At 34.3% G+C, this 26,371-nt stretch carries 28 protein-coding genes and 1 pseudogene; 15 read left to right on the top strand and 14 right to left on the bottom strand.

Annotated features, from left to right (window positions below; genetic code table 11):
- Window positions 1–72: 72 nt before the first annotated feature.
- The gene (locus Q1B07_RS21910) at window positions 73–402 is read right to left on the bottom strand and encodes a hypothetical protein (RefSeq protein ID WP_299833707.1); all 330 of its coding nucleotides are present in this window, start codon (window positions 400–402) and stop codon (window positions 73–75) included.
- Window positions 403–596: 194 nt separating this feature from the next.
- Between Q1B07_RS21910 and Q1B07_RS21905 the strand changes: the two genes are divergently transcribed.
- Window positions 597–761 carry a hypothetical protein gene (locus Q1B07_RS21905; protein ID WP_299833705.1) on the top strand — a complete coding sequence of 55 codons (165 nt, stop codon included), beginning with the start codon at window positions 597–599 and terminating at the stop codon, window positions 759–761.
- A 70-nt stretch (window positions 762–831) separates the two neighbouring features.
- On the opposite strand, the gene Q1B07_RS21900 is transcribed toward Q1B07_RS21905, so the two are convergent.
- Window positions 832–1,203, bottom strand: coding sequence for a hypothetical protein (locus tag Q1B07_RS21900; protein ID WP_299833703.1), 372 nt, complete (start codon window positions 1,201–1,203; stop codon window positions 832–834).
- A gap of 209 nt (window positions 1,204–1,412) precedes the next feature.
- Window positions 1,413–1,775: a hypothetical protein gene (locus tag Q1B07_RS21895; RefSeq protein ID WP_299833701.1), complete on the bottom strand. Its 363-nt coding sequence runs from the start codon at window positions 1,773–1,775 to the stop codon at window positions 1,413–1,415.
- Between the two features lie 175 nt (window positions 1,776–1,950).
- On the opposite strand from Q1B07_RS21895, the gene Q1B07_RS21890 reads away from it, so the two are divergent.
- Complete coding sequence (locus Q1B07_RS21890) at window positions 1,951–2,328, top strand: hypothetical protein (protein ID WP_299833699.1); 378 nt, start codon at window positions 1,951–1,953, stop codon at window positions 2,326–2,328.
- A 370-nt stretch (window positions 2,329–2,698) separates the two neighbouring features.
- On the opposite strand, the gene Q1B07_RS21885 is transcribed toward Q1B07_RS21890, so the two are convergent.
- From Q1B07_RS21885 to Q1B07_RS21875, 3 genes are all read right to left on the bottom strand, one after another.
- Window positions 2,699–3,265, bottom strand: a complete 567-nt coding sequence (locus tag Q1B07_RS21885; protein WP_299833698.1) for a hypothetical protein — start codon at window positions 3,263–3,265, stop codon at window positions 2,699–2,701.
- Window positions 3,266–3,526: 261 nt separating this feature from the next.
- Window positions 3,527–3,799, bottom strand: coding sequence for a hypothetical protein (locus Q1B07_RS21880; protein WP_299833696.1), 273 nt, complete (start codon window positions 3,797–3,799; stop codon window positions 3,527–3,529).
- Between the two features lie 433 nt (window positions 3,800–4,232).
- Window positions 4,233–4,829 carry a hypothetical protein gene (locus Q1B07_RS21875; protein ID WP_299833694.1) on the bottom strand — a complete coding sequence of 199 codons (597 nt, stop codon included), beginning with the start codon at window positions 4,827–4,829 and terminating at the stop codon, window positions 4,233–4,235.
- 184 nt (window positions 4,830–5,013) lie between these two features.
- On the opposite strand from Q1B07_RS21875, the gene Q1B07_RS21870 reads away from it, so the two are divergent.
- The 5 genes from Q1B07_RS21870 to Q1B07_RS21850 all read left to right on the top strand — a co-directional run bounded on the left by Q1B07_RS21870 (window position 5,014) and on the right by Q1B07_RS21850 (window position 8,030).
- On the top strand, window positions 5,014–5,208 hold the full coding sequence (locus tag Q1B07_RS21870; RefSeq protein WP_299833692.1) for a hypothetical protein: 195 nt from the start codon (window positions 5,014–5,016) through the stop codon (window positions 5,206–5,208).
- Between the two features lie 49 nt (window positions 5,209–5,257).
- Window positions 5,258–6,484: a MobV family relaxase gene (gene mobV / locus Q1B07_RS21865; protein WP_299833690.1), complete on the top strand. Its 1,227-nt coding sequence runs from the start codon at window positions 5,258–5,260 to the stop codon at window positions 6,482–6,484.
- Between the two features lie 160 nt (window positions 6,485–6,644).
- The gene (locus tag Q1B07_RS21860; protein ID WP_299833688.1) at window positions 6,645–6,863 is read left to right on the top strand and encodes a hypothetical protein; all 219 of its coding nucleotides are present in this window, start codon (window positions 6,645–6,647) and stop codon (window positions 6,861–6,863) included.
- Window positions 6,860–7,273 carry a hypothetical protein gene (locus Q1B07_RS21855; protein ID WP_299833686.1) on the top strand — a complete coding sequence of 138 codons (414 nt, stop codon included), beginning with the start codon at window positions 6,860–6,862 and terminating at the stop codon, window positions 7,271–7,273. The genes Q1B07_RS21860 and Q1B07_RS21855 overlap by 4 nt, the downstream gene beginning before the upstream one ends.
- Before the next feature lie 178 nt (window positions 7,274–7,451).
- On the top strand, window positions 7,452–8,030 hold the full coding sequence (locus tag Q1B07_RS21850; RefSeq protein WP_299833684.1) for a helix-turn-helix domain-containing protein: 579 nt from the start codon (window positions 7,452–7,454) through the stop codon (window positions 8,028–8,030).
- 420 nt (window positions 8,031–8,450) lie between these two features.
- Here the strand turns inward: Q1B07_RS21850 and Q1B07_RS21845 are convergent, their stop codons facing one another.
- Window positions 8,451–8,915 (bottom strand): hypothetical protein, encoded by a 465-nt coding sequence (locus Q1B07_RS21845; RefSeq protein ID WP_299833681.1) that lies wholly within the window; start codon window positions 8,913–8,915, stop codon window positions 8,451–8,453.
- Here Q1B07_RS21845 and Q1B07_RS21840 point away from each other — a divergent pair.
- Window positions 8,909–11,908, top strand: coding sequence for a Tn3 family transposase (locus Q1B07_RS21840; RefSeq protein WP_299091119.1), 3,000 nt, complete (start codon window positions 8,909–8,911; stop codon window positions 11,906–11,908). The two genes, Q1B07_RS21845 and Q1B07_RS21840, sit on opposite strands and share 7 nt — an antisense overlap.
- Window positions 11,909–12,006: 98 nt before the next feature.
- On the opposite strand, the gene Q1B07_RS21835 is transcribed toward Q1B07_RS21840, so the two are convergent.
- Both Q1B07_RS21835 and Q1B07_RS21830 read right to left on the bottom strand, forming a co-directional pair.
- Window positions 12,007–12,438, bottom strand: coding sequence for a DUF4275 family protein (locus Q1B07_RS21835; protein WP_299091121.1), 432 nt, complete (start codon window positions 12,436–12,438; stop codon window positions 12,007–12,009).
- 440 nt (window positions 12,439–12,878) lie between these two features.
- Window positions 12,879–13,157, bottom strand: a complete 279-nt coding sequence (locus Q1B07_RS21830; RefSeq protein WP_299091123.1) for a hypothetical protein — start codon at window positions 13,155–13,157, stop codon at window positions 12,879–12,881.
- Window positions 13,158–13,491: 334 nt separating this feature from the next.
- Here Q1B07_RS21830 and Q1B07_RS21825 point away from each other — a divergent pair, with 334 nt between their 5' ends.
- The 5 genes and pseudogenes from Q1B07_RS21825 to Q1B07_RS21805 all read left to right on the top strand — a co-directional run bounded on the left by Q1B07_RS21825 (window position 13,492) and on the right by Q1B07_RS21805 (window position 16,226).
- The gene (locus tag Q1B07_RS21825; protein WP_299091126.1) at window positions 13,492–14,043 is read left to right on the top strand and encodes a recombinase family protein; all 552 of its coding nucleotides are present in this window, start codon (window positions 13,492–13,494) and stop codon (window positions 14,041–14,043) included.
- A gap of 197 nt (window positions 14,044–14,240) precedes the next feature.
- Window positions 14,241–14,772: pseudogene (locus tag Q1B07_RS21820) on the top strand (FAD-dependent oxidoreductase); the annotation flags it as partial.
- A gap of 186 nt (window positions 14,773–14,958) precedes the next feature.
- Window positions 14,959–15,273: a thioredoxin gene (gene trxA / locus Q1B07_RS21815; protein ID WP_098797285.1), complete on the top strand. Its 315-nt coding sequence runs from the start codon at window positions 14,959–14,961 to the stop codon at window positions 15,271–15,273.
- 212 nt (window positions 15,274–15,485) lie between these two features.
- A complete protein-coding gene (locus Q1B07_RS21810) occupies window positions 15,486–16,004 on the top strand; it encodes a DUF417 family protein (RefSeq protein ID WP_098797284.1) in 519 nt (172 codons plus the stop codon).
- A gap of 18 nt (window positions 16,005–16,022) precedes the next feature.
- Complete coding sequence (locus Q1B07_RS21805; protein WP_098797283.1) at window positions 16,023–16,226, top strand: hypothetical protein; 204 nt, start codon at window positions 16,023–16,025, stop codon at window positions 16,224–16,226.
- A 25-nt stretch (window positions 16,227–16,251) separates the two neighbouring features.
- Here the strand turns inward: Q1B07_RS21805 and Q1B07_RS21800 are convergent, their stop codons facing one another.
- From Q1B07_RS21800 to Q1B07_RS21790, 3 genes are read right to left on the bottom strand one after another with little or no spacing between them, the layout of a single operon-like run.
- Entirely contained in the window at window positions 16,252–17,040 is a 789-nt protein-coding gene (locus Q1B07_RS21800; RefSeq protein WP_251647060.1) for a hypothetical protein, read from the bottom strand.
- A gap of 4 nt (window positions 17,041–17,044) precedes the next feature.
- Complete coding sequence (locus tag Q1B07_RS21795) at window positions 17,045–19,795, bottom strand: hypothetical protein (RefSeq protein WP_191777322.1); 2,751 nt, start codon at window positions 19,793–19,795, stop codon at window positions 17,045–17,047.
- The gene (locus Q1B07_RS21790) at window positions 19,776–20,702 is read right to left on the bottom strand and encodes a hypothetical protein (protein ID WP_299833673.1); all 927 of its coding nucleotides are present in this window, start codon (window positions 20,700–20,702) and stop codon (window positions 19,776–19,778) included. Before Q1B07_RS21790 ends, Q1B07_RS21795 begins: the two co-directional genes overlap by 20 nt.
- Before the next feature lie 186 nt (window positions 20,703–20,888).
- Here Q1B07_RS21790 and Q1B07_RS21785 point away from each other — a divergent pair, with 186 nt between their 5' ends.
- Window positions 20,889–23,861 (top strand): Tn3 family transposase, encoded by a 2,973-nt coding sequence (locus Q1B07_RS21785; RefSeq protein ID WP_299833669.1) that lies wholly within the window; start codon window positions 20,889–20,891, stop codon window positions 23,859–23,861.
- Between the two features lie 213 nt (window positions 23,862–24,074).
- Here Q1B07_RS21785 and Q1B07_RS21780 read toward each other — a convergent pair whose 3' ends face one another.
- Window positions 24,075–24,680 carry a hypothetical protein gene (locus Q1B07_RS21780; protein ID WP_251399495.1) on the bottom strand — a complete coding sequence of 202 codons (606 nt, stop codon included), beginning with the start codon at window positions 24,678–24,680 and terminating at the stop codon, window positions 24,075–24,077.
- 289 nt (window positions 24,681–24,969) lie between these two features.
- On the opposite strand from Q1B07_RS21780, the gene Q1B07_RS21775 reads away from it, so the two are divergent.
- Entirely contained in the window at window positions 24,970–25,518 is a 549-nt protein-coding gene (locus Q1B07_RS21775) for a recombinase family protein (RefSeq protein ID WP_251399498.1), read from the top strand.
- Window positions 25,519–25,873: 355 nt separating this feature from the next.
- On the opposite strand, the gene Q1B07_RS21770 is transcribed toward Q1B07_RS21775, so the two are convergent.
- Window positions 25,874–26,278, bottom strand: coding sequence for a hypothetical protein (locus tag Q1B07_RS21770; protein ID WP_299833661.1), 405 nt, complete (start codon window positions 26,276–26,278; stop codon window positions 25,874–25,876).
- Window positions 26,279–26,371 lie beyond the last annotated feature (93 nt).

The raw sequence follows: 26,371 nt of genomic DNA, 5'->3' as shown, positions 1-26,371 counted from the left end.
AACCGGAAAAGCATTTTTTCAGCAGAAGTGTAAAAAGGAAACGAGCAAAAAGTGTAAAATTCAACTTGACGTCTACAATACAGTCATAGCATAAGTTTCTACAGTAGTTCCATCTTCTTTTTCAGCTACTTTTAAAAGTTGCGTTGTTGATTTTAGATCGATATTATTTGATTCGTTTTCCCCTGTCTTAGTTAATGCAGCTTCTAATTTAAGACTTTTTTTACTTTCATCAATATCACTAATATTTTTTTGAGCTCTTTCAAATAGTTTGTTAACATCCTTAATCTCTGTTTTTTGATAGATTACTTTTTCTTTTTGAAAATTTTCTTTTGCAAAAATAGATCCACTAAAAGAAGTAAATACTAACATAAACATTAACAACGATACTGCAATTTTTTTCATTTCACATTACCCCCTAAAATTTTCTACTATTTACAATAATTAGAATAACACCTTTTAGAAAATTCTGTCTATTATAATTTTTTGGTAATATATTACAAACAATGTAAATGTTGAATTGAAGGAAGCATTTAAAGGAACTTAATATTTTAAAGACGAATAGTCATTAATAAATCTTAGTTAGGAGGACTATAACTATGAAAAATTATGATGAGAAAGAGAAAGAAAAAAAAGAAAAGAAAAGTCAAATTGAAACGGATGATGCTCTTAATCGACTTTTATATGGAACTCCAACAATAGGTGGTGCAATTGTAATCGGAGCGATTATAGTTTTTATATTATTTAATGTTTTTTTTAGATAGGTATTGTTTATGTATTGGTATTGAAAAAGGATCTTCCAAAGGAAGATCCTTTTATACTGAAGAATTAGTTTTAATTAGGATTATTTGTTTTCAAAAAATCAATTAATTCTTTTTCACTGTATGTCTGAAACACTATACCTTTAGTATCAAATACAACAAAAGCTGGCGATTTCTCTAATTCTAAGAATTTATATTGATTAGTTGTCTCTTCAAGTGAGACTCTTTTGTTTATTGTTTTAACATTACGAATTTCATTTTTTTCCATCCATTCATCTCGAATATCATATGAATCTGTTTCATCTACGACTAATAGCGAATATTTATGATCTTCATCAGAGAACAAAGGATGTAGTGGAACTGCTCTAGGTTCGTTTAAGTCTGAGTTAGAACATCCTATTAAAAAGGTTCCTAAAACCCATAGCAATATTACTATTTTTTTCATAAAGTAATCGCCCCTCTGTAAGTTCTTTTACGTTAGATAAAGTTTACCGTAATTTGTAAATTTTATCTTGGATAAATTCTGGAAATGCTAAAAGTATCTATGTATACTCTATACATTTTTAGTTAACATAATGAAAGGTTATAGGCATTTAAAAAGGATCTTCACAGTTGAAGATCCTTTTAGTTTAATAATTTTTATTTATAAGATAATTAATCAAGAGATTTAGCTAGATCAATTAATTCTTTTTTTAAATTTTCTATATCTTTATTCTCACTAAAGTTTTTGAAAATGATCTCTCCCGAAACCTTATCATCTTCGTGAAATCCACATATTTTTTTAAACTCTTTTTCAAAAAATATGTAATTATTGCATTTTCTAAATTCATCTATTATTCCAAGACCTATATTTTTAATTTGTTTTCCAAAAACCTCATTTTTATATTTAGTTATAACAATATCAACTACATGATCAATACTTAGAATACTATCCATTGCCTTAATTAAAATAATAGATTTTTCGTTTTTATCAATGTTATTAATACGTTCGATTTGTTCCTGTAAATTATATTTCATAAGGAGTCCCTCCATTTCTAAAATTATATTAAGTTACTATACTTTATGGGATTTTTGGAAAATTTTAATATGTGGATTATTGAAAAAATAAAAAATAATCTGTATATTTAACTTGTATCCTAAAATTGTTAAATTTGATAATTATTACCAAAATATGAATGTGGAGTGATTTAAATTGATGAAAAAAATTTTTATGTATTTTTCAGTATGTTTAATAGTTTTATCTATGTTTTCTTTTTCTATAAGTGAAGCTAAAGCAGCTCCTTATAAAATAAGTTATTATATGTATGAAGGAAACAAAACGGTAACTCCTCCTAGTTTAACCTTACCAGATAATGGTGAAATAATGTATATAAACTTTAATCCTAGTTCAGATAATAATTCTTGGTATTATTATGATGTTTATAGAAATGGAGTTAAAATTGATAGCTGGGGATCAGAAGAAGTTATGTATTCAGAGAGATTTTATACACCAGGAACTTATTCAATTAAAGTCACATGTTTAGGATCTGCACTTAAGTGTAAAGGAGAAGGGTATTTATTAAGACAATAAATAGAATATCGTCTCTAATTTGGTGATTTTAGGATGTTTTAACTTAAGATTGGAATCTTTATATGTTAAGAGATTCCATTTTTTTATTTTGAAAATATATAGTCAATTAAATCTATTATAAAATTCTAACGAAAATGAATATTTTATACAAAACTAGTTAACATAATGTCAATTTTCGGAAGTAAGCCAAAGAGCCAAACCCAGTATTATCAAGGGTTTGGCTCATGTCCGTTTTTTATCGATTATGCATGATTTTATACATCGTTGATTTATCAATGTTTTTGGCTTCTGAAGAAGCCTGGCAGCTGCATAAAAAAGTGGGGTTTTATGCAATGCTAATAATTAGGATAAGACTATAAATACGAAAATCTTAAAGTCCTTCCCATAATCCACCTGTACCTGTTTTATATCCAGTTCCTGAACCTGTTAAGATAAAGTAATAAGATTGTCCTCTTGTGAGACCTGTAAAAGAAGCTTTACCTATTTGATTTGGAAAATATACTCTACTACCTACAAAAGTACCTCCTGATTTGTAGAGGCTGAAAGTTACTGTATAACCTGAGGTGTTATTAATTTGGTTATAAACTGTTGAATAGCTAAAGGGAGTAAAATAAGCACCAAGTAAAGAGTTTTTAAAGTTGAATGAATATGAATATGGTAGAGAAACTTTCGTTGAAATTTCATTAGGATCAACTGGTTCTGCATATTGTACCTTATCAGGATTATTTTTAATATCTTCTAAGACTTTCTGTTCTAATTCCTCACTGTCTTCATCTTGTAAATTTTGAATTACAGATGGTATTTTGCTTTGTTCAATAGAAAGTTCTTGTTGTTTTTCTTTTTGAATTTCATCAAATGTTCTTTCTTCTGCTGATACTACACCATTTAGTATGAAAACAAGTGCAAGTACTAAACTAAGTCCACTAAAAAATTTCATTTACATATTTCCCCATTTCTATATTTTTTTTACAAACATGCAAAGATACCATTTTTTTCAAGTTGTAAAAAAGTGTCTATTTACCTATTTTTCCAAATTGATCCAATAAAAGGTGCTATTTTGATCACAATGATTCTCTTAATCGTCTACTTTTTTACTATTCCGGTTGCTTTCAAAAAGGCCAAACCCTTGATCTTGGGTTTGGCCTTTTTGCTTAATTCTGTATAAAGATTGTTGAAATTTATTTAATCAATACTTATCTTAAAATCCAAATTCATTAGGATCAACTGGTTCTGCATATTGTACCTTATCAGGATTATTTTTAATATCTTCTAACACTTTTTGTTTTAATTCCTCACTGTCTTCACCTTCTAAATGTTGAATTACAGATGGTGTTTTGCTTTGTTCAATAGAAAGCTCTTGTTGTTTTTCTTTTTGAATTTCATCAAATGTTCTTTCTTCTGTTGAAACTATACCACTCAGTAAGAAAACAAGTGTAGCAAGTACTAAACCAAGTCCACTAAATAATTTCATTTACATGCTCCCCTTTCTTTGATTTTTACAATCACACAAATATACCATTTTTTTCAATTTTCATAAAGTGTAAACTTGCCTAACCGGTGTTCTTATTTAATAAATAATTAGAAGCTATTTTAACTATTATATATAACATCATTTATAATATGGTTTAATGTGTTAATAGGCATAAAAATGGGTATGCAAGTGTCATATTTTATTTAATTGGTTAAACATATATTGGAATTAGCATTGGAGCCTTTATAATACTATAAATTGGTAATACAACGTAAATTAGATAAAAAATCAAAACTCTCTTTCTTAGGATACTCACTATTAAATACATTTATATAGAAGTAACCGAAGAAAGCAGAAGGTAGTTGGTACTGAAGTTCGTTTTCGAACCAATTTATTCCCCCCTGGACGCCTCCAACCAACGAGGATTTTTCGTTCACTTTCCTAACAATCGAGCGAAGAAGCCTTTTTTTTGTTCTTTTTTCTGTTCTTCCGCAGCCGCAGCAATCAATTTTTGATTCTCCATACTTTCTCTAAGCGATTGAGTTAATTGATTATGGCGCTCCTTACTTCCTCGATCAAATTGTTGTAACTGTTCGACTAGAGCTTTATTGAAGCTTTCCTGTTTCTTCAGGTGTTCTTTTATCTCTTTGTTCTCTTCAGCAAGAGCATCAAGTTTCTTCATTAACTTTTTCACTAGATCGTTGTCTATAACTTGGTTGTATTGCTCATTTTCAGTATGTAAAGTTGTAACGGATGCAGTTATAGTTTTCTTCTTATATATTGCTACTAATGACTTTGCAGCAGATTCAAGGGTTACGCCAGGCTTATTTCGTTGATTTATAAGATCTTTGAACATCATTATATTTGTATCGGTATATGCACGATTTCCTTTTTCATCTTTATGAAAGTTATAACCGTTATCTTCAAAGATACGAGCATACTTGGTAACGGTTTGTCTTTCTATATCTAAATGTAATGCTACTTCTCCTGGAGAATATAGCCTTTCAATATCATCTTGTAATCCTTCCATAATTTAAACACCTCCCTGTATATATAGATTATAACATTCGTTATAATTTTGGTTTTTCCCTTCTTAGCTAAAAATGTGAAGAAATCTACGGGTTTCCTTTCATAATTACCTAATTAGGTAACTATGAAATTAGCATTTTATGTTATAAACTATTTGCACCTTTAGGGTGCATGGTGTTGCCTTTATGGCAACAGAGGTTTTAGGGTTTTGTACAGGGATCCAACGTCCTGACGTTGGCGGTGGGTGGTGGGGCGAGGAGCCCCGCGGTTTTGTTTTTTGCACGCTTGCGTGCTTGCCTGTTTTACAGGCAAAAAAGCCTCGCAGAGCACACGACTTTACGGATGTAAAGTATAGTGTGCTATACTTTACATGGAAGTAGCTGCCGGAATATAATCGAAAATAGAGGGTTACATAAGGGTGGTGGAGGCATGAGTTTTGCGATTTGCCGGATGGAAAAAATGAAGTCTCATGATTTAAAAGGAATGCAGTTTCATAATCAACGAGAGAGGGAGAGTAAAACGAATCCCGACATTGATAAGGAGCGTTCTCACTTAAATTATGATTTGGTGAATCCGGATAAGATTGATTATAACAAACGAGTCAAAGAGATCATTGAGAGCCAAAAAATGGGAACGAGAAAGACCAGGAAGGATGCTGTCCTGGTCAATGAGTTGTTGATCACGTCTGACCGGGCGTTTTTTGATCGGTTGGATCCAGCTGAAGAAAAACGGTTCTTTGAAGAGAGTTACAAATTGTTTGCTGATCGGTATGGGGAGCAGAACATTGCGTATGCGATGGTCCATATGGATGAAAAAACGCCCCATATGCATTTAGGGGTGGTTCCCATGCGTGATGGGAAGCTGCAAGGAAAAAATGTCTTTAATCGGGCGGAACTGCAGTGGATCCAAGATGAGTTTCCAAAGCATCTGCAGAAGCAAGGCTTTGATGTTGAGCGAGGGGAAAAAGGATCCGATCGGGAGCATTTAACCACGCAACAGTTTAAGGCGAAAACCTTAAAAGAACAGGTTCAGGGATTAGAACAGTCTTTACATGAAAAACAAGCAGCTAAACAGGAAATCGAAACATCCATCAAGGAAATTGAACATCGCTTAAGCGATTTGGGGAAGTCGCTAGATCATGTCAAAAAGGTGGACGAGATTGACGTAAATCCAGAAAAGAAGATGGGCTTATTTGCGTCTGACAGGGTCATATTGGAGCGAAAAGATTTTGAGGGTATTGAAACCTTAGCGAAAGCTTCAGAAGCCCTTAAAATGGAAAATAGGCAGCTTAAAATCGAAAATCAAAAACTTCATAGCGAAAAAGACAAGCTTGTGATGGAACGTGATTTGACTCGAAACGAAAATAAAGAATTGAAGAAAGAAAATAAGCAGCTGAAAAAAGAGAATGATTTTTTAAAACGAACATTGGAACGTGTAAAGGAATTGTATCAGGAGAAATTGCCTGAATTGGCGAAGATGGTTGGCTATGTAAAGGCGAGTATTTTAGATAAAGCAAAGGAAAAGCTGTTAAAGCGTTATTTTGAGGGTGATGCGGAAATTCAAGGGGCTGCGAAATTTGCCCTGGATAAGCAGGAGAAGGAAAAGCAGATTCAATCGACTAGGAAGAGAGATCGTGGTGGTGAATTGGAGAGATAAGAAAAAAGCTCATTATCGCAAAAACTCCGCCGTCGCAAGCGTAAGGAAACGAAATGAGCTAAAGGGAAGATATGGAAAGAGGGGTCTTTCCTTCCATTATTATACAAAAAAGTAAAGAGATTTAGATATAAAAAGTTAAGGTTAAGGAGAGTGTGTAATCATGAAAAAATTGCTGATTTATAAAGAAAATGGAGAATTTGTGATGGAAAGAGTAAACGAATTTAATCATGCTGTTAAACGGCATTTTATAAGCGAAGAGGGACTTTTAGAAGGATTGCAGTCTTATCAGCAAGTCATTGCGGAATATGAACTGGAAGTGATTGATGAATTATGGCCTTTAGTTGTTAATTTTATCAATAGCAAGGAATTTCAAGGATGATTTGTTCGTATTGTGGGTCTGATAATGGAAATTATGCTGAAAACTGTGGGTTTTGTGCTGCCCCGTTGAAAAAGCAGCGTCCAACGATGAAAGAGTTTGTCTATTTAAATCAATGTGAACTGCCTTTTGATCAGCTGGCGAATTTTCATACATATGATTTATTGGTTTTGCTTCGGTTAGTAAGAGAAGAACGGTCAAAATCGTATAATCTCATGAGAACGGTTCAGAAGGCTCCAGAAGAGGTTACGGTTGATTCAGATACATTGGCCTTTGCGGAGAGCGAATATAGGCTTTATACGGCACGTATGAAGGTGATAGAAGGGATTTTAATTGATCGGATGGGGTACAAGCCTAAAAGAGTGGATGATAAATTATTAGAGAATTTGAGAAAAAAGGTAGAAAATGGCTAGAAAAAAGGGATTTTTATTGGTATTGTCGAATATAGGAAATGAGAAAAACCGCCCAAGCTTTGGTCGGCAAGGCGGTTTCTCAATAAGTGCAAGGGATTAGTCCCTTTATTAACTTCATAGGATAATTATATTCTATCATAAAGAGACTAATTCCTGCTACATAGGGAGAGGAATTAGAATGAAAAAAGATTTTGATAATGTTGAGAAAAAAGCAAGATTAAGAGAAATTGAGAATGAAAAAATACTTTCAGAAGAAGAATTAGAATTAGCATCTGAACTTCAAGCTAAAGCTAATTCTAGAAAAATGATATTAGTTCCAGAAAGAAAAAATAAAAATAAAGCAAAATTTGCTCAATTCATCCAACAGAATTGGGGGGTTTTAAGAATGAATAAGTATTTAACAATGGCTGAAAAGAATTTTTTGATGGATATTATGCCTAATGTTGGTTTTGATTCTAATTGTATAGTTGATGATGTTACTAAAAAAAGCCCAATACCCTTAACTCAACAAGAAATTGCAAATTTATTAGGAACTAATAAATCAAAAATAAGTAAGCTTGTCACTAGTTTAGTAGATAAAGGAATTATGGCTAGATCAGAGACGGGTTTAGAAGATAATAATGTCCGTTCTTACGCACTATTTGTAAATCCTAATATAATCATTTCAGGAAATAAAGATAACGTTAATTTGACCTTACAAGCAATGTTTAAAAAGGTTCCAAAAGAATTAAAAAATCTTCCTGAACAGTTATTTTAAAAGTCCCTATTGACAAGGGGCTTTTTTTATTTTCTTTTTAAATCCGTAGTTGTCAAAATCGACAACTAAGGTTGTCAAAATCGACAACTACGAAAAAACTCTAAACTATTGATATAAAGGCTTTTTTTAAACATTCAAATCTTTGTTCTTCTCACTCTCTATTAAATAGCAATTCGTCATTTGTTTTGCAACCCTGATTTTAAATATTTTTCGTTATTGCCTTAAAGGCTAAAAGGTTGCCATTAAGGCAACCACAACCAGTCTTTAAGAGGGGGTAATTTAAGCAAAATGTAACCGAACTTTATGGGAAATCAATTTCTCTTTCATTAGGGCTTTAAAAGTGCTATATATCCCCTTATAGAGTGTTTAGTGACTCCTCCCTCAATGTCGTAAACAGTAGAAGACCTCGACCACACAACATCATTGTGATCGAGGTCTTCTACTACTGGTTTCAGTCGGAGTCACTAAAGAGGTATCTGGATGCTTGGTATTATTGTTATTTAATAACCCTTTATCTTTGAATACTTTTCTTAATGCTTCATTTACTAATTCAGATTTATGGTTTTTAGGTGTACGATCAATGATGTTTAAGATATCTTCATCAAAATAAAATCCTCTGTATATTTTTTTAGAGCGTTCTTTCTTTCCTGCGAGTAACATATCAATAGAATCCATTTTACTATTGTTAGTACTAGTGCTAGTACTAACAGTTTCAATTTTGTTTTTACTTTTTATTTCACTCGTATTGATGCTAGCAATTTCACTTTTACTTTTATTGATTTCACTTATAGAAATAGGGGTAGTACCAGCGTTGCTGTAACCAGGGGCAAAGTAAATATTCGTGACGGTAAAGTTCTGGCTCCTAGAGCTTTTTTTATATGCCAAAATTCTATAAAATTTTCTTGATAAGTACCATAAGGAGGTTCAATAATGTGAAGCAAACTTGGGAGTTAGAGGAACTCATTGAGCATTTTACAGTGATTCCAGAAGAGATGCGTTTAATTGGAAATAAATATGGAAGTACACGACTTGGATTCGCTGTTTCCCTAAAATTTTTTCAATACCAAGGTCGTTTTCCAAAAGGAAGACAGGAAATAAATCAAGAGATTATTAATTATGTTGCAAAGCAAGTAGGAGTGCCTGCAGATTCCTTTCAAGAATATGATTGGAATGGACGCTCTATAAAATATCACCGTGCTCAAATCCGGGAATTTATGGGGTTTCGAGAGAGTACATCTGAAGATATGGAACAAATAAAGTTATGGCTACAAACGAACATTCTACCACAAGAAATGCAAATGGACCGGGTTCGAGAACATGTCCTACACCACCTTAGACAACAACAGCTTATTCCTCCGACTCATGACCAACTAGAACGAAATATGAAATCAGCTATCCGTCAATATGAAGAACATATTTCACACACCATTTTCATGCAGCTTTCAGAACATTCTAAATCCCAATTAGATTCCTTTATACGCACCTGGTCTCGTACAGAACTATTGGAAGAGAATGAAACCATTCTTAGTTTTCGAGAACTTGTATCTGATCCTGGAAGAATCGGATTAGATAGTTTATTACAAGAAATCACAAAGTTACGAACCGTAAGGAATATACAACTTCCTTATGACTTGTTCAATGGTATACCACCTAAAATGATCCGATCATATAGACAACGTGCTGTATCAGAAGATATTCGAGAATTACGCAGGCATCCCGACTCTATCCGATACACGTTATTAGCAGCTTTCTTTTGGTGTAGAGGAAGAGAAATAACGGATAATTTAGTAGAACTTATTATTCAGATTGTTCATCGTATTGGAGCTCGTGCAGAACGAAAAGTCGAAAAAGAGTTTTTACGTGATTTCCGTAAGGTAAGTGGCAAGACAAATCTACTATTTCGTATGGCTGAAAAGGCAGTGGAACAACCGGATGGGATTGTACGTGATGTTTTGTTTCCCGTTGTCGGGGAAGATACTTTAAAAGATATTATAAAAGAAATGAAGTTTACTGGACCAACCTATAAACGAAAGGTACATACCGTGATGAGATCATCCTATGGTACTCACTATCGAAGGATGGTTCCAGCCTTACTGGATGTCTTAGAGTTTCGCTCCAATAATGATGTACACCGTCCTGTTATAGATGCCATCGAATTACTTAAACAATATAAGCTCACCAATCAGTACACATACAACGAAACAGATTACATTCCAATAGAAGGGATTGTGAAGCCCGGCTGGATTGATACCGTGATTGATAAAGAAACAAATCGTGTGAACCGAGTGAATTATGAAATTTGTGTTCTTCAAGCTTTACGAGATCGGTTGCGTTGCAAGGAAGTATGGGTTGTTGGTGCCGATCGGTATAGGAATCCAGAGGAAGATTTACCAAAGGACTTTGAACAAAATAGAGAAAAACATTACGAAGCGCTTCGGAAACCACTTGAAGCCCAAACACTTATTCAAGAACTAAAAATGAACATGAATACAGCTTTAGAGAAGTTAGATAAAAGTGTAAAATACGATTCTAAAGTACGTATTTTAAGTAAGGGAAATGGTTGGATTTCTGTATCACCTTTACAAGCACAAGCCGAACCCGTTAATCTCAATCTTGTAAAAGCAGAGATTATAAAGCGTTGGCCAATGACGAATCTGTTAGATATTTTAAAAGAAGCTGATTTACGTGTCCATCTGACAGATATGTTTCAAACGTTAGGGAACCGAGAGATTCTTGATAAGGAAACACTTCAACGAAGACTTATCCTCTGTCTATATGGGTTGGGAACAAATACTGGCTTAAAACGAATTGCTGCGGGCGATCATGGAGAAAGTTATAAAGATTTACTGTATGTTCGACGTAAGTTTATCCATAAAGAAAACTTACGGAATGCTATATCAAAGGTAACTGATGCTATTTTAGCTACTCGTGTAACTGAAATATGGGGAGAAGGAACAACCGCATGTGCATCTGATAGCAAAAAGTTTGGAGCTTGGGATCAGAACTTATTGACGGAGTGGCACATTCGATACAGGGGGCGTGGAGTTATGATTTATTGGCATGTAGAAAAAAACTCTACATGCATTTATTCCCAACTCAAATCTTGTTCTTCATCAGAAGTAGCATCTATGATTGAAGGATTACTTCGTCATTGTACAAATATGGAAGTTGAAAAGAACTATGTGGATACACATGGGCAAAGTGAAGTGGCCTTCGCCTTTTGCCATTTACTAGGTTTTCAACTCATGCCCCGATTTAAAGCAATTCATTCACAAAAACTATATCGTCCAGATGTGGGAATGCAAGAATCATATCAAAATTTACAACCTGTGTTAACTCGACCAATCAATTGGAGCTTAATTGAACAGCAATATGATCAAATGATTAAGTATGCTACTGCTTTAAGGTTAGGTACGGCTGAAACGGAGGCAGTTCTCAAACGGTTTACTCGTAATAGTGGGCACCCAACATATCGAGCACTTGCTGAGCTGGGGAAAGCACTCAAAACCATTTTTCTATGTGAATATTTATCATCAGAAGAAATACGAAGAGAGATTCATGAGGGATTAAATGTAGTTGAAAACTGGAACTCTGCTAATAGCTTCATTTTTTATGGAAAAGGAGGAGAAATCCAAACAAATCGCATGGAGGACCAAGAGATTGCTGTACTAGCTCTTCACCTTCTACAAAATTGCTTGGTATTAATCAATACATTGATGATTCAAGAAGTGCTACTGGAACAAAACAAATCTTTACTACAAAAGCTAGTCCCGGAGGACTTTAGAGCCTTAACACCACTTATCTATGCACATGTGAATCCATACGGGACATTCAAGTTAAATATGCATGAGCGTCTGAAAATCCAGAGAACTTCTTGAAATCTCTAAAATATAAACCTTCCTAGTTGTATAGGGGGTAGCCAGGACAGTGGTGATCCCCCCTGTAACGTACCCTTTACTTGAATAAGATAAAATTGCTATTCCTTCATTGGCTGATAGAAATATGGTCCACAAAAGGATTCATGAGTTTGGATATATGTCCATGAAAAATCTTTATCCACCACATAAATATCTTCTATATAACCGTCAATATCCTTTATTATGTCTTCTGCCTTTAAACTTCGGGCGTTTTCAAGCAATAATGCATTTTCATTGTCTTGGTAAAAAATATAACATCCATCTTTCTTTACCTTATTAAATGCATCCCTTGCTTTTTGTCTTTCTAGACAGGAAAGTTTATTATAGCTAAATACATGCCATAAGTGCTGATAAAAATAAATTTTGCTTTTTTGGGATTTGCTAAGATGCTTTGCAAATGCTTCTTCCCACTGTTTTCGAAGCTCTTCTGTTATGCTCTTTAATTCGGTAACAAGGATTCCCTTAGACTTTAACAAGTTAATCTGCTCCATTTTTATTCCTCATACTTTCTCCAAATATTAAACAAACGCGACCAATTACGGAATATCAACAATTAATTTTTTGAGCTATAATCCTAAGATTTTAACCGTAACAATAAGTAAAAATATAAAGATATTTAGCCATACAAAAAATTTAATCATCAAGTTAGCCCATAATTTCCTACGCAAAGCAAAATAGAAGATAATAGAATAAACTAGTAGACTTATGACTATTCGATATGTTGGAACTTTTTCTATTCCCAAGTCGAATAGGTCAATAAATGTATTTATTAGTACAGTGATAATAAATAGAAAAAGGTAAGCCCTATATCTCTTTTCTTTCCTTTCAGATTCTTCTTTTAATTCATACATTTTATTAACCTCATCAAATTATCATTTCTTGACTAATCAATATTTTTATTGAATTAAAGTGCCCATTACTTGAATAAATGTTATAGAAAAATCCAACAAAAAGCCACTATGGTAAACATAAGTAATCCAAATATAAAAGCAAATACTCTATAAAAATTAATATGAAAACGTTCAGGGAAAATTTTTTTGTTTAGCCATAATAGAAAATCAACAATTATTTCTACTAAAAAGAAATCTGTACCTGAGTATCCTTCAAAAAATTTATCACCTGGTTTATATGGTTTAATCGCATGATAAATGGCATAAACACCTGCACCACCGGCTAAAACGGTAATTATGATTAGAAAAATTAAATTCATATAATCACCACTTAATTGAATGACTTCTATATACATTATTCCCAAAACGTTCCTTAATAATTTGGCCTGATTATGGAATAAAATGACTGGAGTTTTTAACTTTATAATCATATAAAAGTTAAAATCGAAAGTTTAACGCAAATTTTTATAAAGTAGACTTTTTTATATAATTACCGTAACAAAAACGTTCGTTTCTGTTACGTTGGTTCCCATCAATTTTCTAAGCTAGTAATCTCGCATAACTGACGTAACAAAAATATGTAACAAAATATTTTGTAACAATATTAATCTTTTAGCATTTTTGATATAATTATGTAAGAAGGAGAGGTTGCATGTGAAATTTGGTTATATGCGAGTTTCAACAATTGATCAAAATTTAGATCGCCAAAAGAAACAACTTGAAGATTTCGGATGTGAACAAATATTTTTTGAAAAACTGACTGGTACTAAACGGGATCGCCCGGAGTTAAACCGTATGTTAGAGTTTCTTCGAAAAGAAGATACGGTTGTCGTCACAGATTTAACTCGCTTATCTCGTTCCACGAAAGATTTGATTGAAATTACAGAGCTAATCTCACAAAAGGGAGCGCATTTAAAAAGTTTAAAGGAGTCCTGGCTTGATACAACAACAGCCCATGGAAAAATGCTGTTTACCATTTTTGCTGGAATTGCACAGTTTGAGCGAGATCTTACCTCTGAACGAACAAAGGAAGGAATTTTAGCTGCAAGGAAGCGTGGAAAACTTCCTGGAAGACCAAAAGTTGACGAGGAAAAAATTAAGTATGCTTTATATCTAATGGAACAAGGGATGAGCAATACTAATGCTGCAGAGAAAGCTGGTATCTCTAGAATGACTCTGTATCGTAAGATACAAAACAATAAATGAGACTGACTAGTAACTATGTGGCAAGAGGTGCTTGTGCTATGTCTACTTTGCCCCTGGTTACAGGAACGCTGGTACTGGGCCTACTTATGTAAAAGATGCGTATAGGAATGTTTTTTCGTTGGCGTACAATACTCAATAAATTAAGTCCGGTGGTTCCTTAACAAGAAACTTTGCTTTCTTCATGTCGAAATTTGATTGGTGTATCTTATTGTGCAGTCTGTGATGGGGCCTTTGTTAGAGGCAAGGACCTTGTAGTAGTGGGGGGAGGAGACTCCGCTGTAGAAGAGGGTGTATACTTATCGCTTCGCAAATAAGGTGACAATAGTTCATCGCCGTGATGAATTCAGAGCTCAGAAAATTCTACAGCAACGTGCGTTTGGTAATGAAAAAATTGAAGTTATGTTTAATACAGCCGTTAAAACCATTAATGAGCAAAATTGAAAAGTAGTATCGACGGAAAATAGCGCTGAAAAAGAGTTTACTATAGATGGTGTATTTATCTATGTCGGAATGGTTCCACTAACAGTACCATTTAGGAAACTTGGAATCATGAATTCAATGGGCTACATTGAGATAAATGATCGAATGGAAACAAAAGTGGAAGGCATCTTTGCTTCAGGAGATGTTCTTGAAAAAACATTACCTCAAATTGTAACCGCAACTGGTGATGGTAACATTGCCGCACAAAGTGGCCAGCAATACGCAGAAGAGCTATTGGGAAATTTATAAGCTAAATGAGAAAGTGAGTATCTCTTCGAACAGAGGAGATTTTTTTTGTATTGAAAAAATTTTGCCAGCAATATTCATAAATATAATTACTAAATGTTAGCCACCTAACATTTTTAAATACAGAAATAAACTATACTGGTAAGTATAAGAAAAGACTATTACAGATTTTAAGGAGATGGATAAGAGATGGCAGTATTAAACGTGACCGATCAAACATTTACGGAAGAAACTAACAATGGAATAGTGTTAGCTGACTTTTTCGCCACTTGGTGTGGACCTTGTAAAATGATTGCACCCGTTCTTGAAGAGCTTGATCAAGACTTGGGGAACCAAGTTAAGATTATAAAAATTGATGTTGATCAAAACCAGGAAACAGCAAACAAATTTGGTATCATGAGTATTCCGACTCTACTAGTCATGAAAGATGGCAAGGTTGTAGAGACTTTGGTTGGTTTTAAGTCTAAGGAAGCACTTGAGGAATCATTAAATAAGCATATCTAACCCTAAAAAAGCATTGAGAACTAACCATCATTTCGGGGTAGTACCAGAGTTACTGACACCACCATCAAGTGCTGCTGTATAAAAATACATCCCCCATAAATTAATTCAAGACATGAGTTTATTAAACGAGCTCAGGATCTAGGGTTCCCTAGAGCAGGTGATTTATAACTTAAATAAAAAATGCGACAGTAATCGCAGAGGAGGAAACCTTCATGTTCAAGTTATTTGAAGCTTTCGGTCAAAAAATTGAGATCATCGGAACAAAGAGTTTGTTTATTGCACTGGCCATCGTTTATTTTTGGATTGGCGCGATGAAATTCACGGCCTACGAAGCAAATGGGATAGTCCCATTTGTAAGCAACAGCCCAGCACTTGGATGGCTTTACAACTATTTTTCAGTTCGTACGTTTTCTTCTCTATTGGGAATATTAGAATTATTAGTCGGCCTACTCATTCTTAGCCGCTTTGTGTCTGCAAAGCTGTCAGCTGTTGGAGCGTTTCTTTCCTGCATTCTATTTCTGACGACACTGAGTTTCATGCTCTCTACGCCGGGTGTCATTGAGCCAAGCCTCGGTTTCCCCGCCCTTTCTGCGGCCCCAGGTCAATTTCTGTTGAAAGATCTCGTCTTACTGGGCGCCTCTGTGTTTGCCTTGGGCGAGTCACTGAAGGCAACTAGAAGTGGAACGTTTCATGAAAACCTGGAGAAGCGCTATCCGGATGCGGGAAAATAGTCAGGATCAGGTCATTTAATGGTTCCGAATGTATATGATTTGTATCGATTTAATAAAGATCTGCATTTTTTTACTCAATTTAGAAAAAGGAAGAGGGGGCTAGCAAAAGCGAAAGCCTATGGAGTTGAAGCCGTGCCAACAGTTGCAATCAATTGGAAATTAGTGAGCACAAGCGGTATCAATACTGATGTGTTAAAAGCTTCTGGATTATGTCTGTGTTAAAAATGAATTCACAAGGGTGAAGACTTCACAAATAGTAATTTCCTTCTCCTTCGGAAAGGCAATTCCTTTTTATAGAACAAAATTCAGAAGGTCGTAAAGGAATTATGGTTGTGAGTTTCCACCAAATTATGATTGGATAGTACAATAATTTTTCATTTATCCACTTCATGTCCTTGCAGTTACTAGATTTAATTTCTTGATAATAAAAATCAATACTTTGTGAAAAGGCTAATATATCCTTAGAAGGAGGTAAAGTACGATTAGCCTTTTTTCTTATGACTTTTTTCTTTAAATTAAGGAGTGGTTTTATGTAGACTTCTCCGGCTTCAATATCAGCGTAATCTAAGAAATTTAAGATGACATAAATTGTATACTGTTTATCCTTATTTGAAATAGTTTGTGTTGATGTAAACCACAATACAAATTCATCATCTTTCTCTTGGTCAAATCCATCGGTATACTCTAAAAATTTTAGCAATTTTAAATAATATCCGGCAACTGTAGTAATATGGTATTTCGGAATCAAGTCAGCTACCCAGCATTTTACAATTACTTGAAAGTTATTTGGAATGTGATTAACTGATTCATATGCTTTTAGTTCTTTAAATTTCAATTTTCTCTTTAAGCCAGTATTTAAATTGTTTATGTGAAATATCCATTCATCATCATCAAAATCGCCACTATAATGCAAGGGTTCATTTTTTAGTATATTTACTGCCTCATTAATACTCTCAGTGGTTAAAAATGACGTATCAGAAAGTGATTCAATTTCCTCAACTATTGTTGAATGAAGGCTAGTTTGTTCTATATTCATCCGTCTATACCTCACTTTTATTCATGTTATATGTCTTGTATTTATTTAATTCTGCAACGGAAATTTGCTTCATTTTTTCCTTGAGAGCTTGACTCCCACCTTCTACAAATTGATAAATGACCTCTTTACCGAATTTTTCAGTAGCTCTTATCCACTGATCCATTTCGATGGAAAAGATATTAGCTATTTTTGTCTTTTCGGTTTTGCATTCTTCTTTTTCTAGACTTGTAAGTTGTTGGACCCTATTAGTCAAACTTTCAGCAAGGGAAGAAAGAGAGTAAAAGTTAGAGACCGACATTGGGCAATTTCTGCATGCAATATTATGTTTAATGCAATTTTCTATACCTATAAGGCACTGCACATGGTCTTCTTTACTAGGTAACAATTGTGCATCCAGCTTAAACATATAATCAGTTGCTTCCTCAAATCCCATACTTAAAATCATATTTGAAACCTTGTTCTTTTCAGCCTGTAAAGTATTTAAAAAGCCAGCAGTGCTTTCAATATTGTAGATATCCCCAAACATTTGTTTAACCGTTACGATCTCTTCGGTTCTTTTTTCACGATCATCTTTATTTCCAAATAGTATCTCAGCAAACAGATCAGGGATGTATCCGAAGTGTTCTCTGATAAACAATTGGTGTGTTAAATTATTTAACTCTTCTTCAGGGATAAAAATATAAATATTAGTAGTTTCAAAGTCAAAGTGTGCACGTAGACGCTGGGCTACTTCTAATGCAGCCTGTGAATGTCCCTTTTTTACAAGCAAGTAATATGTAAAGGATAATAAAGAACGATTCATTTTCCTGTTTTCAAATACGATTTCGGCATTAAAGCCTTTGAAAAAAGTAGACTTACACCTTGATGTAAACTCGTTTCTTATTGTATAAAAATTTATCAGGTACTCATAATTCGGTGTAGTGGCAGCCCTGCGTAATTCACAAATAACTGCTGCAGTTGCTAAAGATAGGGTTACATCTTTTGAACAAAAAAAATGGTTAGTAGCATTCGTTTTAGTTGTTCTTAAATCTTTTCGCATTACTTGATGAATGATACGGCGGGCATCTTCGTAGCTTAAATCGTTTTGTTCTAACCAATCCAAATTAATATTTGAAACAGAAAGATCGTTTAGGTCAATTTTGGGAAACCTTATAACATCCTTATGTCGCCAAGCGTTGTTAAGATGTATAAGCACATAGAGCCAAGAAGAGTCATAGTTGAAAGTCCTTTGTCTTTTTATTTTGCCAGAACCATTTTTAGTAAGAACTGTTTGGTTCATTTGTTTTTTAACATCTTCAATAGCCTTCCTTTTGTGTAAAGGTAAATTAGTGGCAAAACTAAATAATGATTTATAATCTTCGTAATCATAAATGGATTTATCTTTGGGGATAACTTCCTTTTCATACGGATTTATGATACGTTCCAATTTAAACAGTTTCTTTTTATTTTTTTCAATAAGTTTGTTATAAATTGAATTAATGAAACTATAAAATATTTTCTGATACAAAAACGGAATATTTTCATTAAACAATGTAAGATTTATATGATTTGAGGTCATTTCGTATATCTCTTTTTCCGCAAGAAAGTCAATTATTATTCCTGTACACTTGGCATATCTAAATATTGTGTAATGTTTAGTCTCGATGCTTTCACTATTATTTCGTAAAACACGATGTACAAATTTCTTCCATTCTAAACAGGTAAATAAATCACTATTATGAAAATTAATCTCCAAACTTCTAAGCACGTATTCGTACGCATCTATATTGTCTGATATTGTTGTGACAGCTTCTTTGAGTTCATTTTCTTGAACAATTTCATTAACAATTGATTTTGGGTAGATGTATTCTATTCTTTTTTGTGGATAAATACCTCGAAAAACAGTCGGAACCTTCTTCCTAGCATCGATTATTTTTGAATGTGAACTATGATATTGAAGTCCCAATAGTTCTTGTACCTCATCTGAAATATAGTATTCAGCTTTAAGTTTCTGCTGCTGAGCCCTTAACTGATCTATGGGTTCTTTTAGGCAATGACGAATACCTCCTAAAATAGTGTCGGTTATGTTTTCTTCCTTTCTTAGAATATTCCACTGTCCTTTAGTTAAATTCAAAAGTTTCCTTGCTTCACCACATGAATAATATCGTTCAGTGTTGTAAACTTTTCCTCTAATGAGTGTTCCTGTATCCATGGTACTATCAGGCAAAACGTTTAGATTATATTCTTCAATCAAAGATTCTACTATTTGTCTTGGGTGGAAAATATGATGTTGAGATATGTAAATGTTTTTTACATTGTTGTTTTTAAGTATTTTCCAAAGAACCACATTTCCGGAATTTAGCTTTTCAAGTGCTTCTTCACGACTAATATAATCTATCAGGAATTGATTAACCGACTCTTTTGTGATGTATGATTCATTTGCAAATGTTATGGATTTTAAAATCCCAAGATTCATTAAGTTAAATATATTATTTTTATACGTTTCCAATTTAAATTCACCTTTGAATCGATATTTATGACTGATTAGTTTTCGGGCTGCTTGTCCAATGGTGAAACTTTGCTCAAAGACCCTTTTTTCTTCTTGTACATATTTTTCAAGTGAGCTCAAAACAACTTTGTCCTTTCCGTCTGAATCGGTAATGACTTCTATAAGACCTTCTCTTTTTAACCTCTTCAACTTATTAGGTGAGGTTTTGACGTGTGCATACGTAGGGTTATTATATATTCGAGTAAAACTAACGAGTTTTTCGGACACCTGTAGCCACCCCATTTAACCATTTATTTTTGTAGATCGTTTGATCGATGGATCCAAAATCCTCTATTGGAGCATTATGCAATTCATTTTGAAGCCCATCGATATAATGTATTGTTGTTTTTCCATCAACGTAATCTAAAGCAGATTCAATGTTAGTATCACCTCTTGCAATAGCAATCTGTAAAATGCTTAAATCCATATCCAATAGGAAACTCGTAAAAATACCTCTACCAATATGCGTGGACCAGTAAGAATCTTTTAAAAACATATAGTCATCCTCTCTGCCGGCAGATTTAGCTAATTTGGATAAAAAGGACCTTTTTACTTTCTTAAATCTTTTTTCATAGACCCTTCCAGACATAGCCATACCATTTTTGTCGTAAAATACGACCATTGGATTCTTTAAAAAGCCAGTTTTTAATTTTATATCTAAATCTTTCATGTGGGCTTCATAGTAATCCCATAGTAAATCGCTATCTAATATCATTTGTTTAGCTAAATGTGTTTCTAAGTAATTCAACCGTTTAGGGTTCTCAGCGCTGGTATCTTTTAGATGAGAAAAGAGAATGGAACGATTATCTCTAATTTGTACTGAAAGTGATTTTCTGAATTTAACATCTAAGTCAGCACGTGTGATATTTACCACTTCTCCACGTCTAAGTCCTCCAAAGAATTGTAAGCACAGCGCAAAAGCTATTTCCGGAGCCACATCTTTGGCTTCTTCTAAAAATTCGATAACCAGTTTATTTCTATTAGGCCCGAAGTCTTTGAGTTTCATAAATTTATTGTTATTATGAGTTCTAGATGGATATTTTGTCCCTAAAGATGATGATTGAAAGGGGGAGTATTTCAGCCAATTTCCTTTCTGGTCTTGATAATAGTTAAAATCAATATCTTCGTTTAACAATGATTGTTCTTTTAAAAATAAATAAAATTCCTTTATGGCTCGATCACAGGGTTGCTGCTCTAGTCCGTCATAAGACTTACAATAAATGTAAAACGACTAAATGAAATTAACTTTTTAGTTCTCTTGCTGGTGTTCCTCTATCAAAATTATACTAGAAGTAAACACCATAGATTAGAGGGGAAAGTATTGAAACGAAACTGGACTGAAGAAGAGCTTCTAACTGATTTTATACTCATGCCAGATGAACTAAATTTACTTATGGGGAATAGAACCGAGGCAAACCGTTTGGGTTTTGCTCTGTTATTGAAATACTTCCAACAGGAAGCAAAATTTCCAACGACAAAACAAGATATTCCAAGGGTTATTATTGAATATATCGCAAAACAAATAGATGTATCCCCAGATAAATTTGAAGAGTATGGATGGGGTGGAAAAGAAAAAACTTATACTCGACATCGTAACACGATAAGAGAATTTTTTGGCTTTCGAGAGCTTACAGGTGCGGATAATGAACGGTTAAGTGAATGGTTGGCGGAACAAGTATCCCTGACACATGATATTGATTTCTTAACTAATCAAGCCTATGGCTTCTTTCGCAAGCAGAAAGTGGAACCTCCTTCTCCAGGGAGTTTGAAACGAACTATTGATTCCGTAATCGATACCTTTGAAAAGAAGTTATATGAGACTACATATGAGCAACTATCTCTCGAAACATGCCATCAAATTGATGCCTTATTGGATTCTCATGCCAATGAGGAACAAGAAACAGAAAGCCGTGAGATTAGGACTTTTCGGGATCTTTTGTCTTCCCCGCGTAAGCCAAGTGTTGCCACAATGGAGATAGAATTACAGAAATTATTAGCCATCCGGTACCTGGGTATCCCTGAGGGTATTTTAGATCATTTGACGCCCAAACTTGTCACTAAGTATCGCCTTCGTGCTGCAACTGAAACTGCCACAGAATTGCGCGCACATCCTCCAGCCATTCGTTATACCATTCTGTCAGTTTTATTCTCACATCGGCAATCAGAGATTATTGATGGACTGGCGGATTTATTGGATGAAATCACACACAAATTTGGCAACAAAGCAAAGAACACAACACGTAAAGAAACAGTGGAGGAATTAAAAAAAGTACAAGGGAAAAACAAGCATATTCTCAACCTATTAAAAGCAACCCTTGATCATCCGGATGGAGTCATTCAAGATACGTTATACCCCATTGTAAGCTCTTCCACGATTCGTGATATCATCAAGGATCTGTCCAGGAGTAGTCGGGAATATAAAGAGAAGATTTATACAAAGATGCACGCCTCGTATCGAAGCCATTACCGTAAGGCTATTTGTGAGATTTTAAAAAACCTTACATTCCGTTCTAATAATGAAACATATCAGCCAATTGTGGAAGCACTGGGAATCATTTTGGAGTACAGTGATAGTGGTCAACGCTATTTTGCTGTTGAGAACGATGTTCCAATTGAAGGTGTTATTCAGGCAAAATGGAAGGATATTATTATTGAAAAAGATACAAGAGGCATTGAGCGAGTTAATAAAATCAATTATGAAATTGCGGTTTTACAATCGTTACGAACCCAACTTCGTTGTAAGGAAATTTGGATTGAAGGTGCAAGCCGATATCGAAATCCGGACGAAGACTTACCACAAGATTTTGAAGAACATAAAAAAGAATATTTTCAAGCGCTCAAAGTACCACTTGATGTGGAGCCATTTATTGCAAATATTAAGAATACCATGAAGGATAAGCTCAATATGCTGCATGAAGGGATTGCCAATCGGACCAATGATAAAGTGGCTGTCACGAATAGGGGAAGCAATGGCTGGATTCGGGTGACACCACTTGATAAACAGACAGATCCGCCTCTTTTATCCATGATTAAGCAAGAGGTACGGAACCGTTGGTCCAATATTGATTTGTTGGATTTGGTAAAAGAGACTGACTTCCATACTGGGTTTACGAACTATTTTAAGACAACAGCAGACCGTTCCATCTTAGACAAAGAAACGGTACAACGTCGTCTGCTTCTTTGTTTATTTGGTTTGGGCACAAATACCGGATTAAAAGCGATGTCTGCGGGTAATCATGACGACAGTTATCGCGAACTTCAATATATTCGTAACAAATACATACATAAAGATCATTTACGAAAGGCCAATGCAGAGGTGACTAATCATATCATTCACCATCGAATGAAAGAAGTATGGGGAGAAGCAACAACTGCTTGTGCTTCTGATTCCAAACACTTTGGATCCTATGATCAAAATCTCCTGACGGAATGGCATCCTCGCTATAAACGCCAGGGTGTCATGATTTATTGGCATACAGATAAAAAATCTGCTTGCGTATATTCACAGTTGAAAACGTGTCTTTCTTCCGAAGTAGCAGCTATGATGGAAGGTGTATTACGTCATTGTACCGACATGGAAATTGACCGAAACTATGTGGATACACACGGGCAGAGTGTGGTGGCGTTTGCCTTCTCTCATGTACTTGGTTTTAAGCTAATGCCACGCTTTAAAAATATTGGCGCACAGAAATTGTATCGACCAGACGTTGGGATGAATCAGGAGTATCCGGATTTACATCCGATTTTGAGTAAGCCTATCAACTGGGAGTTGATTCGCCAACAATATGAACAAATTATCAAATTTGCCACTGCGTTGCGGGTAGGTACTGCATCAGCCGAAGCTATCCTTAAACGGTTTACAAGGGATACAAAGCATCCAACCTATCAAGCCTTATGTGAATTAGGAAAAGCCATTAAGACCATCTTCTTATGTGATTACTTACATCATGAGGAGATTCGGAGGGAAATTCATGAAGGGCTCAACACAGTGGAACAATGGAACTCAGTGAACAGCTACATTTTTTATGGGAAAAACAGTGAAATCCGATTTAACTCTATAGAAGACCAAGAGGTCTCAGCACTCTCTCTACAGCTATTGCAAAATTGCCTGGTCTACATGAATACACTCATGTTGCAAGACATTCTTTATTATGATAACCAATATTGGTTGAAGAGAATGACACCGGAGGACTTTAGGGGATTGACCCCCCTATTCTACAGCCATGTAAATCCATATGGGACATTCCAAATTAAAATGGATCAAAGAATTCCTATCAAGTTAAAGGTAGCATAACAAAAGATACCGCAAAAATTCCTTCTTTTTGGGGCCACTTGTAGATTGATAATAAAGTTATTTAATTTTTCAAATTTCAAATAGGCATACCTCCGTCCTGATTTTAGGGCGGGGGTAAAATAAAGTTGTTTCTAAAAACAATCTGGCCCGATAGTTGAAGATCGTATTGAAGTAAAGCATCCGTTACTTCAACAAGAAATTTCTGTTTAATATCTAAGTATTGTTAGAAATTCTAACACCATTAGGGTCAACAATATTCGATGATAAGAACCCTTTTATTAGGGCTTCCTTAATAGTGACTTCATCACCAACTTCTGAAATAATACTATTAATGGGTTTATTAAATAAAATGGAAAGATCGTTATTTAATCCCTTCATTTTAGTTTCCAATTTTAATTCTTCTATTTTTATGTTATCAGTCATAGAGTCTATTGCGTCTTCGTTTACTTGGAGTTCTATCCTAAAATTATAAGGTGTAGTAATAAAGGTTCTCCGTTCACCTTTATCAACTTCCCAATTCATTTTTGCTGCATTTTCACATATATTACCTTGTTCTTCTTCTGAAACTAAAAAGCCAATATGGTCAAACATAATCTTCTTTCCAAAACCAAAAGTAATATTTACTGCCCCTTTTCTTGCCTCTATAATACGAAAAAGAATCTTTTTTCCACGAAAATCATCCCACGTTAATGGTGGATTAAAGGCTTGAAAATCACCATTGTATTTTCCTATGCGTTGAGAAATACGGAATCCATTATCTAAATAAAATTTTTCTGTTTTTTCTACATATGGGGTCCAAAAATGATAATGAAAAAGCATAAGGTCTCCTTATTAATAATCTATTTTTATAATCTATTCGATACAAAAATTGGAATTCCTTCTTCACAATCTTACTTCTATATTAACATAAATCTCCAATTTCTCCCTATTAAGAAAGAACCGAAAACGGTCGTTTATGGAACTTTATAAAAAGCAATCAAATAACCTGCTATTTTCCTAGTTTCCGGGTACCAAAACTCATTCCCAAAAACAAAGTTCCATTTTTATAAGACAGAACCGTTTTTGGTGCTAAAATAGAGATACATTAAGTCTAAAGAAGGTGGAAATGGTGATTTTTGGTTATGCTCGTGTCAGTACAGAAGAACAGAACTTAGATATGCAATTGGATGCCTTACAAAAATTTGGAGTGGAAAAGGTTTATAAAGAAAAGTTGACGGGAACTCGAAGAGATCGCCCGCAGCTCGAAGAATTACTGAAGGTATTGCGGAGTGGAGATAAGGTAGTCGTGTATAAACTGGATCGTATTTCTCGTTCCACAAAACACTTGATAGAACTAAGTGAAGTGTTCCATGATATGGATGTCCATTTTGTGTCCATTACCGACAATATTGATACCTCAACGGCAATGGGGAAGTTTTTCTTTCGTACTATGGCAAGTATTGCAGAGCTGGAACGAGATATTATTAGTGAACGAACAAAATCGGGATTGCAAGCAGCGCGGTCCAGAGGGAAAAAGGGCGGTAGGCCTTCTAAGAAAGAAGATAAAGTAGAAATTGCGATCAAAATGTATAAGAGCAAAGACTATTCAATTAAAGAAATTACTGAAATGACGGGACTCAGCAAAACAACATTGTATCGATACTTAGAGAAGGATTGAATATAAAAAGGGTTGCTCTGCTCGGTTTTACAATTTATGTAAGTCTTATGACGGACTAGAGCAGCAACCCTGTGATCGAGCCTTTTAGGAGTTTAAGATCTTTATATATTTGGAGTTTGATAATCTGATTATCGCATTGATGCTAGTCCTTTTGTAATCGTTTTATTTCTTCATTGAAAATTCGGTACTCCCATTTTTCCTCCATAGTCTTCCCCTTGATAATAGACTAATTCAATTATAATTATCCATATCCATCAGAATTCAAACTAATTTACATAAGCGATGTTATCGACATATAAAAAAGGATCTTTAATCGAAGATCCTTTTTTAACAAGATTTATACAATAATTTTTTACTAGTTTTGATTGATTAATTTTAATGTCCAAGTGCTTCCACCTCGATTTAAAGTAACCCAGGTAGAAACTCCAACAGCATGAGTAGTTTTTACTGCTACCCAACTACTTGGTGCTGTATAGCTAAAGCTGTTACTAGTTGGATACATTGTTTGATTTTGTTGGACATACGATCCATTAGGGTATGATGGGCCGGAAGCTCCATATATTACTTTCCGTTGACTCATAGTTACACTACTATCACTTCTTGACCAGCCACCAGAGCAACTAGTAATGTCATGATAAGCATATCCATCCTTTTCATAACGGGTATAGTAATATGTAGAATAAGCTCTTACTGAATAAGAAGAGTCCCATTGTGATGCTGATTTAGAATTACTTGCTGCAATACCGATTTCATTTGACATATCTTCAGTAAATACATGTAAACGCTAGAATAAAGTTGACACTTTTTGCTCGATAGGATTTTACACTTTTGCTCAATCAATCTACTACTTTAG

The sequence above is a fragment of the uncultured Metabacillus sp. genome, assembly GCF_947503125.1.
Taxonomy (GTDB): Bacteria; Bacillota; Bacilli; order Bacillales; family Bacillaceae; genus Metabacillus.
This window is presented reverse-complemented; position numbering and strand designations above follow the sequence as displayed.

Coding starts and splice junctions, on each gene's coding strand:
- Q1B07_RS21910 (WP_299833707.1), bottom strand. CDS start 402: ATGAAAAAAATTGCAGTATCGTTGTTAATGTTTATGTTAGTATTTACT.
- Q1B07_RS21905 (WP_299833705.1), top strand. CDS start 597: ATGAAAAATTATGATGAGAAAGAGAAAGAAAAAAAAGAAAAGAAAAGT.
- Q1B07_RS21900 (WP_299833703.1), bottom strand. CDS start 1,203: ATGAAAAAAATAGTAATATTGCTATGGGTTTTAGGAACCTTTTTAATA.
- Q1B07_RS21895 (WP_299833701.1), bottom strand. CDS start 1,775: ATGAAATATAATTTACAGGAACAAATCGAACGTATTAATAACATTGAT.
- Q1B07_RS21885 (WP_299833698.1), bottom strand. CDS start 3,265: ATGAAATTTTTTAGTGGACTTAGTTTAGTACTTGCACTTGTTTTCATA.
- Q1B07_RS21880 (WP_299833696.1), bottom strand. CDS start 3,799: ATGAAATTATTTAGTGGACTTGGTTTAGTACTTGCTACACTTGTTTTC.
- Q1B07_RS21875 (WP_299833694.1), bottom strand. CDS start 4,829: ATGGAAGGATTACAAGATGATATTGAAAGGCTATATTCTCCAGGAGAA.
- Q1B07_RS21870 (WP_299833692.1), top strand. CDS start 5,014: ATGGCAACAGAGGTTTTAGGGTTTTGTACAGGGATCCAACGTCCTGAC.
- mobV (WP_299833690.1), top strand. CDS start 5,258: ATGAGTTTTGCGATTTGCCGGATGGAAAAAATGAAGTCTCATGATTTA.
- Q1B07_RS21860 (WP_299833688.1), top strand. CDS start 6,645: ATGAAAAAATTGCTGATTTATAAAGAAAATGGAGAATTTGTGATGGAA.
- Q1B07_RS21855 (WP_299833686.1), top strand. CDS start 6,860: ATGATTTGTTCGTATTGTGGGTCTGATAATGGAAATTATGCTGAAAAC.
- Q1B07_RS21850 (WP_299833684.1), top strand. CDS start 7,452: ATGAAAAAAGATTTTGATAATGTTGAGAAAAAAGCAAGATTAAGAGAA.
- Q1B07_RS21840 (WP_299091119.1), top strand. CDS start 8,909: ATGCCAAAATTCTATAAAATTTTCTTGATAAGTACCATAAGGAGGTTC.
- Q1B07_RS21835 (WP_299091121.1), bottom strand. CDS start 12,438: ATGGAGCAGATTAACTTGTTAAAGTCTAAGGGAATCCTTGTTACCGAA.
- Q1B07_RS21830 (WP_299091123.1), bottom strand. CDS start 13,157: ATGAATTTAATTTTTCTAATCATAATTACCGTTTTAGCCGGTGGTGCA.
- trxA (WP_098797285.1), top strand. CDS start 14,959: ATGGCAGTATTAAACGTGACCGATCAAACATTTACGGAAGAAACTAAC.
- Q1B07_RS21810 (WP_098797284.1), top strand. CDS start 15,486: ATGTTCAAGTTATTTGAAGCTTTCGGTCAAAAAATTGAGATCATCGGA.
- Q1B07_RS21805 (WP_098797283.1), top strand. CDS start 16,023: ATGGTTCCGAATGTATATGATTTGTATCGATTTAATAAAGATCTGCAT.
- Q1B07_RS21800 (WP_251647060.1), bottom strand. CDS start 17,040: ATGAATATAGAACAAACTAGCCTTCATTCAACAATAGTTGAGGAAATT.
- Q1B07_RS21780 (WP_251399495.1), bottom strand. CDS start 24,680: ATGCTTTTTCATTATCATTTTTGGACCCCATATGTAGAAAAAACAGAA.
- Q1B07_RS21770 (WP_299833661.1), bottom strand. CDS start 26,278: ATGTCAAATGAAATCGGTATTGCAGCAAGTAATTCTAAATCAGCATCA.